Below are 17359 nucleotides of genomic sequence, written 5' to 3' on the forward strand. Positions count from 1 at the left end.
CTAAACTCCGTAGGAGTTTATTCCTTAAACTGTGCACTGTGAACTGTGCACTCTTAACTTACTGTGAACTGTGCACTCTTAACTTACTTTGAACTGTTCCCTGTTTTTACTTTTCTCCGTAATAGTAATAGTATTTATTTCTACTATTGTCTAATCCATTTAAAACTGTTCCTATAACATCTGCATTTACTTTTTTTAATAAATTAATTGCATTTTGAACTGAGTCTTTTTTTGTTCTTTCCGCTCTTACTACTAAAATTGTTCCATCTGCTTTTGTTGCTAGTATTTGTGAGTCTGTAACAGCTTGAACTGGTGGTGTATCTAGTATTATATAATCAAAGTTTTGCTTTAATGTGTCTAGCAATGCTGTCATTGCCTTTGATGAAAGCATTTCTGATGGATTTGGCGGTATTTTACCAGATGTCAATATTACTAAATTGTTGTTATATCTATGCATTGCTGTAACTAATTCTTCTTTTCCTATCATTACATCTGACAAACCTACTATGTTTGAAATTTTAAACTTTTTATGTAGTGATGGTTTTCTTAAATCACAGTCTACTAATATTACTTTTTTTTCTCCTTGAGCTAAACATAAAGCAAGATTTCCAGCTGTAGTTGATTTTCCTTCAGTTGGCTCTGAACTTGTAACCATTATTACTTTATATTCTTTATCAAAGGATGAATATTGTATATTTGTTCTTAAGGTTCTATAACTTTCTGCTGCTATAGATTTTGGTTCTTTTTCTACTATAAACATATTATCCTCCTAAACTTCCTTTACTGTAGGTATTACACCAATTACTGGAATGTCTAATTCTCTTTCTAATTGATCTTTTGATTTAAAGGTATTATCTAAGAATTCTAATAGGAAGGCTAATCCTATACTTACCATTAATCCAAGTAAGAATGCTATTGCAATATTCATTTTCTTATTAGGACTAACTGGTTTTTCTGGTAATTGAACCTCTTCTATAGTTTTTATATTTCCATTTGGAACTAATTCTTTTGATGTTCTTATAAATTCATCTGTTAGTTCTTGTATAACTACCTTTGATTCTTGAGGATTATTGCTTTTATATTTAATTTGTAGTATTTGTGTATCTGTAACAGGTGATACTGTTAAATTTGCTAAAACATCTTCTGGTTTTAACTCAAGGCTTGTACCCTGCAAACTTCTTGATACTAAATCTTTTGTTTTTATTGCCTCTGAGTAAGTTTTCATAAGCTTTTGGTACATAAGTACATCATTTTGGTTATATGCTTGATTATCCCCTTCATCTTTACCTATAAAAACTTTTGTACTTGCTTCATATTTAGGTTTTATTACAAAGAAACTTAATGCTGCTGAAATTATAGTAGCTATTAATGTAACTGTAACTATCATTAACCATCTTTTCTTTAAAGCTTCAAATAATTCATCTAATCTTATTACTTGTTCTTCCACTGAAATTTCCTCCCAATATATAATTACGCTTTCAGCTTATTATATCATTAACAGACATAATTTTTATACCCTTAATTTCATTTTTAATAAATTTTATATTATTATTAAATTTTATATTTAATCATTAGTAATTTAATTTTTGCAAGAAATTTGTATATGTTTTTCAAGAACAATACAAAATTATAGCACAAATTTATATTATTGTTTTACTTTTTTAGCGACAATTTTTCTCTATATTTAAACACAATTTATATATTCGACATTTATTTAAAATTCACAAATTTTTTATTTATAATATCATATTTTTGTTTATTTATTTAAAATTTAATTATATTTTTCATAGAAATTTATGTGTTTTTTAGAATATTTTTTTATAAATATTTTTTTGCACCAATAAAATTCTATAAATTTTAATTAAATTATTTAATTAAAATGATGTTATTAAAAAAATAACATATGTAATCCTATGTTAACTTAAATTGTAGTATTTTTAATTTCATTTAACGCTATAATAATATTTGTATATATTTGTCGTTTCATATAATATCTATTTTTCAACTTATTTTCTATCAATATTATTTTTTGTATAAATATTCCTTTTAATTAATAATTATGCATAATTTTGAGTGTAAAATAAGATACTCAGATAATATCTGAATATCTTATCTAAAAAGCCATTTTTCTTCTTTTTTGAACTTTTTAAGACTCTTTTTACTCTTACTCCATCTGGCTTTAAAATAAATAAACTTTTTTTACTTAAATCTTCAATTTGTTCATCTATATACTGTGCTTCTATTTTTTCTTCAAAACCAATAAATTGGTACACATTTTTTTTCATTAATGCTTTTGCTGTTTTTTGAATTTTTTTACCATACACACCTTTTAGACTTGCTGGATCTAATTGAAATAAACATTCTTCATCAATAAGCTTGTCTATTTTCTTACTATTTTCTGTTATTTCATTTATTTTTTCTGGACTAACTATTATAGGAGTTAAATTACGCAGTTTATATTCAAAAATAATTTCTAAAAGTTCATCTATTTTATTTGATTCTTCTACATCAAGCAATATATAGTTAGTTTTATTTACACTGCCTAACTTTCCATTCATATATTCTTTTACATTTTCATAATTATCCCTTAGTAAATTAGCAGAATATAACTTTAAATCTATTCCCTTAGCTTCTATATAATTATTTAGTTCTTCTACTATATTGTTAACTTCTTCTATATTACTTTTACTTTCTTCATCATAGTAGGCTGGCGCTAAAACTAATCTCTTTATATTTAGTTTTTCTGCTTCATCTATTTTTTTAAGTAAAGTTGTTGATTTAAATTCGCCTTGCCTAACCAATTCCTTAAAAATCAAATTTGCAAATACCATTTTATCCCTCATTCCATACATTATGTTTTAATTATAAATACAAAAATTTAATTAGACCAGACTTTTGTTTCTACAGTTTTTGACAACTAAATAGTAATTTTATGTATTTCCCGTGATAAATCAGTAAAATTCCTTATAACTTTATTTTTATCTGAACATTTATTGGACTCTTTAATTTGTATTTTAGTAATATTAATTTCAAGTATCTAAATAAATGCATTTTTTGTATTTTTTTAAATAAAAATTTTTTATATTTTTTTCTCAATTTTTATATTTTAAGGGTATTTATTAATGAAAATATTTTTATTTATGGAGGAAAGAGAGATATGAAAGATTTATTAAAAAGAGCAAAAGGTAATGATTCTTCGGCTAAAGAAGAAATAATAAAAATGTATTATCCATTAATAATTAAAGAATCTAAAATAATTTATTTAAAAAATAAGTCATTTGAAGATATTGTTCAAATTGGAATATTAAACTTACTTCATGCCATAGATAAATTTGATTTAACTAGAGATGTAGGTAAATTCCCTTCTTATGCCCTTTGGGCTATTAAAAATGGCTATAGATATCTTTGTAGAAATGAAATACGCTATAATGATGAGATTAGTTTAAATAATAAAACTGATAACGACTTTGAATTAGGGTTAAATATAGTTGACGAAAGTATTAATATTGAAGAAAAAGTTCTTAATGATATTTTATATGAAGAACTTTACCTAGCCTTAGAAAAACTTGACTATGAAGAAAGAGAAATAATAGAGTTTTTATATATTTCTAATAATAAACCAAATCTATCAAAATTCTCTGTTCTTAAAGGAAAAGATTACTACTATTGCAGCTGTTTGAAAAAGAGAGCGCTTAAAAAGCTGAAAGCTTTTGTCAGTTCACAGTTCACAGGGCACAGTTCACAGTTTTAGAGTACTTCACAGGGCACAGTTCACAAGTTTAAGCAGTGCACAAGTCACAGTTCACAGTTCTATAGTAGTGTGAGTGGAATAGTTATCTGTCCTATTTAGTTGACAACTTATATCTTGGCTTTAATTATTAGTTAAATTTATGATTTTCCTGAATAAATATTTCACTTTCTGTTAAGTATTTAATTAAAAGTTCTTCATTAGGAGGATCCCCTATTATGAGTAATAGTATAATAAAAACAAAATCTTATGATTTCGCCCGTAATATTATTAGATTATACAAGGAATTGTCTATAAATAAAAAGGAATATGTTTTATCTAAACAACTACTACGTTCTGGTACTAGTATTGGTGCTAATGTTAAAGAAGCATTAAGAGGTCAGTCAAGAAGGGATTTTCTATCGAAAATGAATATAGCTTTAAAAGAAGCAGATGAAACCGAATATTGGATAGAATTATTAATTGATGAAAATTATATAGATATTCAAAGTGGAGAAAAGATACTTAATCAATGTCAAGAAATATGCAAGATATTAAATTCAATAGTTAGAACAGTTAGTACTACAACCTAAAAAAGATTGCACAAGCAATCTTTTTTATTATAAATAACTTTCAATTGTGAAATATCCACTATGAACTAGATATAACTGTGAATTGTGAACTGTGCACTGTGAACTAAATAAGCTGTGAACTAAATATAACTGTGAATTGTGAACTGTGCACTGTGAACTAAATAAGCTATGGACTAAATTAATCATTAATTACTAATTGCTGCTTTAATTTTTCCATAACTTTGTCTCTCATATATCTTACCTTATAATATTCAAGCTTTAAATTTTCTGCATAAGCTTTTAGGGTATTTCCCTCCACATAAATTGAGTTAAGTAAAGCTTTTTCTTCTGAATTAAGTTGTTCTATAGCTTTGAATAAGTTGTTATTTAGTTCTTTTTTAATATAGTCTTCTGATATATTTACATCTTCATCTATAATTTCTTTTATTTGTATTGAGTTTGCTATTGAATTGTTTAACTTATTTTCATAATATCTTTTGCTTGCTTTTTCTATTTCTTTATTCATTTGATTTTTAATACTCTTTTGCACATAAGATGGAAAAGAATTGCTTAAATCAACATTAAACTTATCTATTGCTTTTATTATTGTAAGTCTTGCTATTTGCCTTATATCTTCTGATTCATATCCATATATATAGTAACTAATTGATGTTTTATAAACTAATGGTTCAAATTCTTTTAGTATTTTCTCCACTGCTTCTTTATCACCTTGTTTAGCTTTTAATATTAAATTTATCATAAATTATCCCCTCCAAAAACTTTATATTTTAATTATAGCAAACATATGTTCTAGGGGCTATAATTTATTATCGCAAGTTTTGACATGAAAGTTTTTAACCTTGAAATTTTTATTTTTAAGCTTTATGTATTATACTATATATAACAATTAATAATTCACAGTTAACAATTAGCAACTAATAATCAATAGTTAAATATTTTTAACTTATTGATATGTAATTGTTAATTGGCTTTTGGAGGAAATTATTTATGAATCAGAAAATCAAATTAATTTGCATTGATATGGATGGTACTTTACTAAATAGTAACCATGAGATTAGTGAAAGAAACAAGGAAACATTAAGACAAGCAAAAAAGCTTGGCGTTAATATTGCAATTACTACTGGCAGACTTTTTGGATCTGCAAGATATTATTCTAATTTAATTGGAATTGAAAATACTCCTGTTATAGCTTCTAATGGAGCTTATATAAAAACTAATTATGAAGATATTCCTATTTTAGAAAATTCTATTCCCAAGGAAATTGCTATTGAAATATATAAAATTATTAAAAAGCATAATTTAAAAATCAACTTTAATAGTTGGGATACTCTTATGAGGGAAGATGAAGTTCCTGATGATCATGCTTATACTATCATGAATAAACAGCTTCCTGAAGATAAGAAGGTTAAGTTTATTATAAATAGTGATTTTATATCTGCTATAGAAAGTTTTGATGGGAAAATCCTTAAGGGTATTGTAATTGAGAGAGAAAATTTAGATAATCTATGGGCTGCTAAAGATGAGCTTAAAGAAATATTTGGTGATAAACTTCATGTTGTTAGTTCTGGTACTGATAATATTGAAATTATGATTGGAACTACATCTAAAGGAAATGCCGTTGCACATTTAGCTGATATTCTTAATGTAAATGCAGAAGAAGTTATGTGTATAGGTGATTCTGAAAATGATATTTCAATGCTTAAATTTGCAGGTATTGGAGTTGCTATGGGAAATGGTCTTCAAATGGTAAAAGACATTGCTGACTACATTACTGATACTAATGATAATGATGGTGTTGCTAAGGCAGTTGAGAAATTTATTTTAAGCTAATACTCTAAACTTTAAAGGTGTTAATTCATTTTATTGAGTTAACACCTATTTTTTTATATAAAAAACTATAAAAGATAAAGATGTACTCTAGATCTTCTATAGTTCTTTAAAGTTATAATAGTTTTCTATTATAGCTTATAAATCTTTCCTCTATTATTAATAACTTCTTTTGTTGCATTTCTTGTATCGTAAACAACTTTAGCTCTATCTACTATTTCTTCATAATCATAAACGCTATGGCCTGTTGTTATAACTACCATATCAGATTCATCTATAACTTCTTTCCAATCTACTGAATAGTAAGTTTTACCTTTATATTTTGCTGTATCGCAGAAAGGATCGTTAACTATAACTTCAGCACCATTCTTCTCTAATAATTCTATAACTTTAAATGATGGTGATTCTCTATAGTCATCAATATCGTTCTTATATGCTAAGCCCATAACTAATACTTTTGATCCATTTAAAGCTTTCTTTTGTTTATTTAATATCTTCATAATATTTTCTAAGACAAAATCAGGCATAGAATCATTGATGATTCCTGATGTTTCTATAAGTTTAGTATGATAGTCATACTCTTTCGCCTTCCACTCTAAGTAGAACGGATCTAATGGAATACAGTGTCCACCAAGTCCTGGACCTGGGTAAAATGGCATAAATCCATATGGCTTAGTTTTAGCAGCATCTATAACTTCCCATACATCTATTCCCATTCTATTACAAAGAATAGCCATTTCATTTGCTAAACCTATATTTATATTTCTAAATGTATTTTCTAAAATCTTTTCCATTTCAGCTACTGCTGGTGAAGAAACTTTATGGATATCTCCTTCTAATACATTTTCATATAAAGCCGCTGCTATTTCTGTACATTCTTCAGTACATCCACCAACTACCTTTGGAGTATTTTTAGTGTTGTAACTCTTATTACCTGGATCTACTCTTTCTGGAGAAAAGGCCAAGAAGAAATCTTCTCCACACTTTAAGCCACTTTCTTCTAATATTGGTTTAAGTACTTCTTCAGTTGTTCCTGGATAAGTAGTACTTTCTAATATTACTATCATGCCTTTGTGTAAATATTTTGCAACATCCTTTGTTGAATTTACAACGTATGATAAATCTGGTTGCTTATATAAATCAAGTGGAGTTGGTACGCAAATACATACTGTATCTACATCTTTTATAAAGCTAAAATCTGTAGTTGCCTTTAAAAGACCTTTTTCTGTTAATTCTTTTAATTCAGCATCTACAACATCTCCAATATAGTTTTGGCCATTATTAACCATTTCTACCTTTTGGTCTTGAACATCAAAACCTATTGTTTGATATCCTGCATTTGCTTTTTCAACTGCCAAAGGTAATCCAACATAACCTAATCCTACTACACCAACTTTTGCAGTTTTATTATTTATTTTTTGTAATAATTCATCCTTTAAAACTGACATTAATATTCCTCCCTTTATTCAGTTCACAGTGCACAGTTTCATTCAGTTCACAGTGCTCAGTGCACAATTCACAATCTTATTTAGTCCACAGCTTTATTCAGTTCACAGTGTTCAGTGCACAATTCACAGCTTTATTCAGTTCACAGTTTCATTCAGTTCACAGTGTTCAGTGCACAATTCACAGTTTTATTTAGTTCAAAGTTTTAATTACGCGACGAATTCATAATTTTAAAAACTACGTAGTAGTTTTATCCATAACTGTGAACTGTGAATCGTGAACTGTGAACTATAAAAATTGCATAGCAATTTCTTATTTTAAGTTTTGTATTATATAATCAACTTGTTCTTTAGTTAATTCTGGATATACAGGTATAGCAAAGGTTCTATGTGATAAATATTCTGATACTGGCATATCTCCTTCTTTATATCCTAAGTTCTTATAAACTTTTTGAAGATGTAATGGTACTGGATAGTAAACTCCTGTGGCAATTCCTGCTTCTTTTAGCTTAGCTAAAACTTCTTCTCTATTTTCACTTTGTAATATATACATGTGATATACATGTTCATTACAATCTTTTGCTATTGGTGTTACTAAATCACTATTCTGTAAAGCTTTGTTATAAAGCTCAACTATTTCTCTTCTCTTTGAATTCCAACTATCTATTTCTTTTAACTTCACACTTAAAATAGCTGCTTGAATTGCATCTAGCCTAGAATTATATCCTATCAAATAGTTGTAGTACTTAAGAGGATTATAAACAGTGTCATTTGCTCCTTCAGCAGTTTTTACTTCTTCTTCTATATTATTTAAAAGATTATATGCTTTTTGACCATTTTCTCCACTACCATGAGTTCTTAATGCTCTTATTATAGTAGCTATTTCATCATTATCTGTAACTATTATTCCACCGTCACCAGCACAGCCTAGATTTTTTGTTGGGAAAAATGAGAAACAAGCAACGTCTCCTAATGTTCCTATTTTTCTTCCTTTATATTTCCCTCCTACGGCTTGGCAAGCATCTTCTATAACATATAAATTATGCTTTTTAGCAATTTCATTTATTTCATCCATATCTGCACTTTGACCAAATATATGTACAGGCATTATGGCTTTGGTTTTTGATGTTATTTTTTCTTCTATTTTTGTTACATCTATATTGAAAGTTTCTTTATCTACGTCTACAAAAACCGGAGTTGCTCCTACTGCTGAAATAGTTTCTGCTGTTGCAAAGAAAGTAAATGGAGTTGTTATTACTTCATCTCCTTCTCCTATTCCCATTGCTTTAAGAGATATTACTAAAGCATCTGTCCCATTTCCAACTGATATTGCATGTTTAACTCCTATAAAGTTTGCAAAATCTTTTTCAAAGTCTATTACTGTTTTTCCCATTATATAATTAGCTGAGGACAACACACCTAAAGCTGCTTTGTCTAATTTCTCTGCTAATGAATTGTATTGCGCTTGTAAGTCTATTAAAGGTATATTCATTGTTATACGCTCCCTTATATTCTAATTTAAATATAAAACTAATATTAATATTTTACCACAATTATTGTCATATACAAACTTTTTTAATTTAAATTCTTAGACTATTATCGATTTAAATGTTAAAATTAATTTAATTGTTATATTTTTAAATCTTAAATATTTAAATGCTTTATATACACAAATTTATTAATGGAGGAGTACATGTTTATGGTTGATATAATTACAAATAAATTTTATATTAAATTATGTTATATCTTTATAGGAATTTCCTTTGCAACTGTTATATCTGATTTTCCCTTATTTAATTTACTTAATAAGGTGATATTGTTTATGGCTTTAGTTTTTATGGTATTAAGTTTACTAGAAAAACTTATTTTTAAAAGAAGAAAGCTTTATTCTTTTGAAATCTTTCTTTATCTTTTTTTGATATTGACTTTAGTATTAAATCTTACTCAATATAAACTAAATGGTAACTTAAAAGTTTGGTTAATTGATCTTATGATCATGACAGTTATATTTTCTATTGATACTTATAAAAACAAAAGTACATTAGTAAAGGAGTTGAATATAATATCATATTTTTATGCTTCAATAACTTTTATTATTTCTTTGATTTCTTTAGTAATGATTTTTGCAAATAAAGTAATAACTGTTGATTTAGGTATTAAAGATAATGCTCCTTTAATATTAACTTATAAGGGTCTTTTTAAGAATGAAAACTCTTTTGGTATAGCTGCTATTCTATCTCTTCTAATAACTTTATATTTACTTTATCAATATAAAAATAAATATGTAAAATTTTTTTATATTCAAATATATTAATACAAGCTATTTCAATGATTATTAGTGGAGCTAGAAGTGCTTATTTCCCAGTTTTAGCCCTAATATTTATATTCTTATTATATAAATTTAAGAATATCTATGTAAGAATATCTTTAATATTATTTCCTATTCTTATTTCAATAGTTTCTTTCTTTGCTCTGCCAGATAATATAATTCATAAAATACTAACCGGTAGAGAATACTTATGGAGAACTGCCTTTAGACTTTTAAAAGTAGTACCTTTTTCTGGTGTAGGTTATGTTAATAAAGTTGGAAGATTAAAAGATTTAAGAATAACTTATTTACAGGGGTTAGATTTTGGAGGATTGCATAATATATTTTTTGAGATATCTTGTGTTAATGGAATTCCAGCAACAATTTTATTTATACTTTTCATCGTCTTTTTATTTATCTTCTCAATAAGAAAATTAGATAAATTATATTTTGGAGATAAAATTAAATATGGATATATTTTTGCTTTATGCTTAGGTATAGTTTTGATAAATCTTATGGAAAGTAGCTTAGTTTATATAATAAGCTTTATATCTATAATTTTTTGGATTTATTCTGGCTATCTTATAGCTATTTTAGATAAAGAGTAACTATCCAGTTTCTATATTTACCAAATATATATCTTTATAATATTAAATTTCATATACTAAAAGCTAAGTAGGTATAATTACTATTATTAGTATTTCAATTATACCTACTTAGCTTTTTACTTATTTTCTATTTATACCTTCACTCTTTTATATTTTATATATTCATAATATTTTTAACTTCTTTTACTAGTTCAACTGCAATATACTCTACATCGCTTAATTCTAATGTACTATAAACAGGTAGACTAATTTCGTTTTCGTATTGTGCATATGCATTAGGATAATCTTCTATTTTATAGCCTAAATTTTTATAAAGTGTAAACATTGGCAGTGGCTTAAAATGAACATTTGTTGCTATTCCTTTTTCAGCCAATCTTTGAATAAGTAAATTTCTTTTTTCTTCATTGAAGCCTTTAATTCTTAATGGGTATAAATGATATGAGCTTTCTGTACCTTCTCCATATTCTGTAACTGGTATTATGGAAAAGTCTTCTTTTTCTAAAATTCTTGTATATATATTAAATATTTCTTTTCTATACTTTAGCATATCTTCATATCTTGTTAACTGAACTCTACCAATTGCAGCATTTATATCAGTCATATTAAATTTAAATCCATCTGTGACTATATCATAGTCCCAAGCTCCGGCTTTCATCTTTGATAATGCATCTTTTGATTGTCCATGTAATGAAGTGAATTTAAAGTCTTGGAATAAATTTTCTCTTCCTTTAAAATTATTATCATTATATGTTATTGCTCCGCCTTCTGCTGTTGTAAAATTCTTAACTGCATGGAATGAGAAGGTATGAAAATCACATTGTGCTCCAACTCTTTCGCCTTTATATTTTGCTCCAAAGGCATGAGCTGAATCAACTATTATAATTATATCTTCTCTATTTTTTTCTTTTAAAACTTCTTTAATTCTATCATAATCACAAGGTATTCCAGCAAAATCTACAGGCATAATTACCTTTGTTTTTTCTGTTATTAAATCACCAATTTTATCATAATCTATAAAAAAGGAGTCTTTAGCTACATCACAAAAAATAGGCTTTATACCTCTATGAACTGCTACACTAGCTGTTGCTGTGTATGTATATGGAGTAGTTATTATTTCATCGCCTTCTTTAATATCGAAAACTTTCAGTATAAGCTCCATTGCTGCTGTTGCACTATTTAATGCTACCGCTTTATTTGCTTCACAATATTGTGCTAATTCTTCTTCAAATTTAGCAAGTGTTGGTCCTGATGTTATCCATCCTGATCTTAAAACTTCTACTACTGCATTAATTTCTGCTTCAGTTATATCTGGAGGAGAAAATGGTATCTTTTTTACATTATCCATTATTTTCAACCCTTTCACAATTTTAATCAGTATATTTTCAATTATATATTTATACATATTAAAGTTCAAGATAATATATTTAAAGTTATGTATAATAAAAGAAGGCTCGAAAACTTAAGTATATCTAACCTTCTTTTACATTAAATTTAATTTTAGTATTTTAATTATATTATTGTACTCTACTTAATAGATTTCTTAAATCATTCATAACATTCTTAGAAACTATTCCACCCACCTGAATAATTGTGTTAGTTGCTTTTTTGTTTAATACTGATTTTTGAATACTATTAAGAGTGCCTTCTGATATTACTACTGGTGATTCATTTACTGCTGCAACCGGACCTGAAGTCAATGCATCTGCTAGCTCTAAACCTTCCGTTACATACACCTTGTCCACTATATCTCCATAGAACTTTTCTACAACTTTTGCGTTTGTTTCATATCTGTTTGCTCCACCTAATCTATTACCAGAAATATTTTGTTTAGTCATTGAATTTATTTGATTTAATATATTGTTACTTAATACGCCTTCTCCACCTATTAAATATGCAGTATTTAAATCTTCTGACTTTATCCAGCTATTCACATTGCTTGGAATGTTATTTGATTCTACTAATATTATAGGCATTTTATCTCTACCTGATACTGGTGCTATTGACATTGAATCTGCTTCTCCATATCCATTTGCTATAACCACATTTTCTATATCATAAAGATTTTGATCAATGTATTTAGCAACTTGAAGAGCTGTTTCGTATCTATTTATTCCACCTAATCTTGTAATTTTACTAATACCTAAATTACGTAATTGGCTTTCAACGGCTGAAGTTACTACTCCTGTTCCACCAACTATTATTGCATTTTTTGCTCCAATTCTTTTTATCTCATTTTGAGTTGCTGATGGAATTGAACTAGTTTCAACTAATAATAAAGGTCCTTTATAATACGAAGCAATTGGAGTAGCTGCTAATCCGTCTGGTATAGCATAACCATTTGAAATAACAACTGTTTCTGCTGAATTAAATGAACTCTTACTTAACTCTACAGCTGTTGCATATCTGTTTATTCCAGATTTAACTTCAATAGGTGGTAAGTATTCATTTGTCATACTCACATTACTTGCTAAGATATATCCTCTATCATTCCAGTTATAGTTTCCATGATACTTATTATCAGTACCACCTTTCCCTACTGGCGTATTTCTTTCTGGATATACTTCATAATAACTTTTACCATTTATAGTTACTTTTTGTAAATCTGATATTATGAATGGTGTGTTTATATACCCTCCATATTGATTAGTATCATTAGTTACATTATATAATAAAGTTCCACTCCTATTTATAACTGAATTATTAGAGGTTGCAACACCAATTTGCTTAGAATTTGTATCTTTCAAATTACTATTTCCACCTGAAAGATACTTATCTATTTCATAAGCATATTTGGTTGCTTTCTCTCCCCAGAAAGGATCTGAAGCATATTTAACATTTGTCCCTCTATTTTTATTTCCTAAGAAACCGCCAAAATATCTCCAGTCCGCAGGATCTGCATATCCTCTTGAAATATAATTCTTTGTGAAGTCTATTACTGAATCTTTTGGAGTTGCAAAAATGTCAGCTGATTCTCCTGGAGCTGAATCATATGCTTTTAATCCAAAAAGATTATTTTTAGTTTGAGCAATTGTTGACATTCCGTAAGCTGACTCATTTATTGAAACACCTAATGCTAATAGTGCATTTACTCCATAAGTGTTTTCTGCATCCTTAAATACTTGTCCTAAATCTTTAAGCTTAGATTCTTTTCTTTCTCTATTGTCAATTTTTCCATCCATAACTGCATTTATATAATTATTTAAATCACTTGCCGAATAAACAGTTTTACTCCTGAAAGGTAAATTTAAATAATAAGTATAATATGGGCTTCCACTATTAACGGAGTTAGACCTTACTCCTGATTTATAATCTTTTATTAATATATCTAATTTATTAGCTATATCTGTTGCGCTGTTATGATTATATTGATAAAAATACTTTCCATCATAACTTAAATATCTAACACCTTCTTTTAAGAAAAAGGGGGCTTTTCCTAGAATTAAGTTATATCCTGTAACTCCAGTCAAATCATAACTGATAAAATGAACTAATTCTCCATTTTTAACTGTATAGTAACTTGGATTTTTGGCTTGGCTTAAAGGTACTACAACCATATCATACGTGCCTGAAGCTTTATTATTATTTACCCATCCTTCATATCCACTTATCATAACCTTTGCTGATGTACCACTTATATCCAATATTGGTGCATCATCCATATATCCTGGATTAACATATGTAAATGCATCAGTCAATTGAGGTTCTTTATACAGATTTACAGTTCCACTAATAATAGAATTATTACTATATTTTATTATTCTTGCCATTTGATTTGTTGCATAGACAACTTGTCCAACATAATTTATTACTGCTGGATCTTGAGTTTCTTTTGTAGATGGATCAAGAATTTTAGCTGCTTTAACAGCTTCATCTAAATCATCATAAGCTTCAACAAACTCATAACTTCCATCAGAATTGGCAATAGTTAATTCATAATTTTTATCTGTCATTGGTTCTAAAACTTCTAAGTTTTCTAAAGCTTCTTGCTTTAATTTAAATTCTTCTCTCTCTAATTCTTCTTGTGATGTTATTGAAAAACTTCTTACTTTAGTATTTAAAGCTTTCTTCTTTTGATATTTAGTACCTTTAAGAGAATCAATTGAATTACTATCAGTAATTAAAACTTCAGTATTTTCCTTTTGTTCTTCTTGCTTTGTTACATTTTTGTCTTTAAATTGTAATTCACTTTCTAAAGAGTTTGAAGGATCTTTCGTGGAATCATTATTAGATTGTTCCACCTTTTCTATACTTTCATAAGCTTGTCCACTATCCTCTTTATTTTCTAATTCTTCATTCTTATTAGTTTCTTCTGTAACTAAACCCTCTTGCTTACTATTAGTTTCTTCTGTAACTGAATCTTCTTGCTTACTATTAGTTTCTTCTGTAACTGAATCTTCTTGCTTACTATTAGTTTCTTCAATAACTAAATTATTTGTATTATCTATATTATTTGTTACTGCTTTTGCACTTACATTTGGTACTATAAATGCTACTAATAATAATTGCGCCACTATCTTTTTTATTTTCTTTAATGACACATACTCACCTCCCCTTCTAATATAGAATAGCAACTTTATATGATTTTTTCAACCGATACGAAGTAATTATACTATTTTATATAAATATTTTTAATATTTGCAAAAAAAAGATACAATTAATGATAATATTCTCATTAATTGTATCTTTTTAAATATAATATATATTATATTTAAATAATTCTCTCTATATACTATATTCAAGAATTTATTGCTTAAAAGCCAATTCTTGTTAACTACCAATAAAAAGCAGAAGTAAATTGTACCTTATTTACTTTAAGGTTATTCTATTCTTCACTTTTACCAACACCAGATAATATTAATCCTTTGTTGTGATCTAATGCCCAGCTAATACCCCAGTCATTTTGGAATATAAGTATATTTCTATCTTTAAAATCTTTAACTTTTTTAGTATCTGAAGTTAAGTTTAACTTATCCATATCAATATCTTTATTTTCTATCCATCTTACATATCTAAATGAAAGTCTATCCATCTTAATATCAACGTTGTATTCATTTTTTAATCTGTATTCTAAAACTTCAAATTGAAGTACACCTACAACTCCAACTATTATTTCTTCCATTCCTATAAATAGTTCTCTAAATACTTGGATTGCCCCTTCTTGAGCTATTTGTGTAACACCTTTTACGAATTGCTTTCTTTTCATTGTATCTACTGGTCTTACTCTTGCAAAGTGTTCTGGTGCAAAGGTTGGAATACCTTCGAATTTAAATTTCTTTGATGGGGCACATAAAGTGTCTCCTATTGAGAATATACCTGGATCAAATACTCCAATTATATCTCCTGCATATGCTTCTTCAACTATTTCTCTATCTTGAGCCATAAATTGTTGTGGTTGTGCAAGTTTAATCTTCTTACCACCTTGCATATGATAAACATCTTCACCTTTTTCAAATTTACCTGAGCAAATTCTCATGAATGCAATTCTGTCTCTGTGAGCCTTATTCATATTTGCTTGAATTTTGAATACAAAAGCAGAGAAGTTTTTATCAAATGGATCTATTTCTCCTATGCTTGAGTTTCTTGGTAATGGTGCAGAAGTCATTTCTAAAAAGTGCTCTAAGAATGGTTCAACACCAAAGTTTGTTAAAGCTGATCCAAAGAATACTGGTGTTAATTCTCCTGATTTTACTTTTTCTATATCTAAATCATCTCCAGCTATATCTAAAAGTTCTATATCTTCCATTAACTTATCGTGAAGAGCTTCCCCTAGTATTTCTCTAAATCTTGGGTCATCTACTGAGCCTTCAACTGCCTCTACTGCACTTTGACCATGATTTCCTGCTGAAAAGGCTATAATTCTATTGTTATCTCTTTCATAAACACCTTTAAATTCTTTACCAGAACCTATTGGCCAGTTCATTGGATATGTTTTTATTCCAAGTTCATTTTCTATTTCTTCTAATAATCCAAATGGATCTTTTGATTCTCTATCCATCTTATTTATAAATGTAAATATAGGCATTTCTCTAAGAGATGCAACATGGAATAGCTTTCTTGTTTGATCTTCTATACCCTTTGCTCCATCTACTACCATTACAGCACTATCTGCTGCCATAAGAGTTCTATATGTATCTTCTGAGAAGTCTTGGTGTCCTGGTGTATCTAATATGTTTATACAATGTCCTCTATAATTAAATTGCATTACTGAGGAAGTAACTGAAATCCCTCTTTGCTTTTCTATTTCCATCCAGTCTGATACTGCATGTGTAGAAGCCTTTCTTGCTTTAACTGAACCTGCAAGTCTTATTGCTCCTCCATATAGTAAGAACTTTTCTGTTAATGTTGTTTTACCTGCATCTGGATGGGATATAATAGCAAAGGTTCTTCTTTTTTCTATTTCATTTATGTAATCTGCCAAAGTAGCTTCCTCCTTAAAATTAAGTTTTAGGCACATGAAAATAAATAATAAACCAAAGATGCGACGAATATTTTGTGTAAGACAAGGAAGTAAATTTTCAGATACTGGTAGTTATCTAAAAATTTACTGACGCAGTATTACGCAAAATAGGCTAGCATACTGGTCTATTATTTATTTGATTGTGCCTTATCTCTATTTCTCTAGTTATTCATTATACCCTAAAGTTTAATAATTTAAAATGAAAATTTTTGCATAAATTGCGAAGCAATTTATTTAGTTCACAGTGCACAATTCACAGTTTGCAGTTTTTGGAATAAAGTAACAGAGAACAAGAACAAGCTCAATTATAGTCTGCTACACTTAACTAAGTTTTTAATTTCCCTCACCAATTATTTTTTACCAATAACTTAATTCATTATTGTTTTAAAATGCG

At 27.7% G+C, this 17359-nt stretch carries 14 protein-coding genes; 5 read left to right on the plus strand and 9 right to left on the minus strand.

The window, feature by feature from the left end; genetic code table 11:
- Window positions 1-106: 106 nt before the first annotated feature.
- The 3 genes from A500_RS20210 to A500_RS00145 form a co-directional block, all read right to left on the minus strand.
- Complete coding sequence (locus tag A500_RS20210; RefSeq protein WP_016205572.1) at window positions 107-760, minus strand: CpsD/CapB family tyrosine-protein kinase; 654 nt, start codon at window positions 758-760, stop codon at window positions 107-109.
- A gap of 9 nt (window positions 761-769) precedes the next feature.
- Window positions 770-1447, minus strand: coding sequence for a YveK family protein (locus A500_RS20215; protein WP_016205573.1), 678 nt, complete (start codon window positions 1445-1447; stop codon window positions 770-772).
- Between the two features lie 610 nt (window positions 1448-2057).
- The gene (locus A500_RS00145) at window positions 2058-2831 is read right to left on the minus strand and encodes a CpsB/CapC family capsule biosynthesis tyrosine phosphatase (RefSeq protein WP_016205574.1); all 774 of its coding nucleotides are present in this window, start codon (window positions 2829-2831) and stop codon (window positions 2058-2060) included.
- Between the two features lie 326 nt (window positions 2832-3157).
- On the opposite strand from A500_RS00145, the gene A500_RS00150 reads away from it, so the two are divergent.
- Together A500_RS00150 and A500_RS00155 are read left to right on the plus strand one after the other, a co-directional pair.
- On the plus strand, window positions 3158-3751 hold the full coding sequence (locus A500_RS00150) for a sigma-70 family RNA polymerase sigma factor (RefSeq protein WP_016205575.1): 594 nt from the start codon (window positions 3158-3160) through the stop codon (window positions 3749-3751).
- A gap of 215 nt (window positions 3752-3966) precedes the next feature.
- A complete protein-coding gene (locus A500_RS00155; protein ID WP_016205576.1) occupies window positions 3967-4320 on the plus strand; it encodes a four helix bundle protein in 354 nt (117 codons plus the stop codon).
- 178 nt (window positions 4321-4498) lie between these two features.
- Here the strand turns inward: A500_RS00155 and A500_RS00160 are convergent, their stop codons facing one another.
- Complete coding sequence (locus A500_RS00160) at window positions 4499-5059, minus strand: sigma-70 family RNA polymerase sigma factor (protein WP_016205577.1); 561 nt, start codon at window positions 5057-5059, stop codon at window positions 4499-4501.
- A 248-nt stretch (window positions 5060-5307) separates the two neighbouring features.
- Between A500_RS00160 and A500_RS00165 the strand changes: the two genes are divergently transcribed.
- A complete protein-coding gene (locus tag A500_RS00165) occupies window positions 5308-6150 on the plus strand; it encodes a Cof-type HAD-IIB family hydrolase (protein WP_016205578.1) in 843 nt (280 codons plus the stop codon).
- Between the two features lie 128 nt (window positions 6151-6278).
- On the opposite strand, the gene A500_RS00170 is transcribed toward A500_RS00165, so the two are convergent.
- Together A500_RS00170 and A500_RS00175 are read right to left on the minus strand one after the other, a co-directional pair.
- Window positions 6279-7595, minus strand: a complete 1317-nt coding sequence (locus A500_RS00170) for a nucleotide sugar dehydrogenase (protein WP_016205579.1) — start codon at window positions 7593-7595, stop codon at window positions 6279-6281.
- A gap of 310 nt (window positions 7596-7905) precedes the next feature.
- Window positions 7906-9084: a DegT/DnrJ/EryC1/StrS family aminotransferase gene (locus tag A500_RS00175; RefSeq protein WP_016205580.1), complete on the minus strand. Its 1179-nt coding sequence runs from the start codon at window positions 9082-9084 to the stop codon at window positions 7906-7908.
- Between the two features lie 330 nt (window positions 9085-9414).
- Between A500_RS00175 and A500_RS00180 the strand changes: the two genes are divergently transcribed.
- Window positions 9415-9906: a hypothetical protein gene (locus A500_RS00180; RefSeq protein WP_157453585.1), complete on the plus strand. Its 492-nt coding sequence runs from the start codon at window positions 9415-9417 to the stop codon at window positions 9904-9906.
- Between the two features lie 14 nt (window positions 9907-9920).
- Window positions 9921-10508, plus strand: coding sequence for an O-antigen ligase family protein (locus tag A500_RS00185; RefSeq protein ID WP_040436345.1), 588 nt, complete (start codon window positions 9921-9923; stop codon window positions 10506-10508).
- Between the two features lie 154 nt (window positions 10509-10662).
- Here the strand turns inward: A500_RS00185 and A500_RS00190 are convergent, their stop codons facing one another.
- The 3 genes from A500_RS00190 to A500_RS00200 all read right to left on the minus strand — a co-directional run bounded on the left by A500_RS00190 (window position 10663) and on the right by A500_RS00200 (window position 16926).
- On the minus strand, window positions 10663-11853 hold the full coding sequence (locus A500_RS00190; protein WP_016205581.1) for a DegT/DnrJ/EryC1/StrS family aminotransferase: 1191 nt from the start codon (window positions 11851-11853) through the stop codon (window positions 10663-10665).
- Between the two features lie 169 nt (window positions 11854-12022).
- Window positions 12023-15046 carry a cell wall-binding repeat-containing protein gene (locus A500_RS00195; protein ID WP_016205582.1) on the minus strand — a complete coding sequence of 1008 codons (3024 nt, stop codon included), beginning with the start codon at window positions 15044-15046 and terminating at the stop codon, window positions 12023-12025.
- A gap of 284 nt (window positions 15047-15330) precedes the next feature.
- Window positions 15331-16926: a peptide chain release factor 3 gene (locus A500_RS00200; RefSeq protein WP_016205583.1), complete on the minus strand. Its 1596-nt coding sequence runs from the start codon at window positions 16924-16926 to the stop codon at window positions 15331-15333.
- Window positions 16927-17359: the final 433 nt, after the last annotated feature.

The sequence above is a fragment of the Clostridium sartagoforme AAU1 genome (assembly GCF_000401215.1).
In the GTDB taxonomy this organism is placed as follows: domain Bacteria; phylum Bacillota; class Clostridia; order Clostridiales; family Clostridiaceae; genus Clostridium; species Clostridium sartagoforme.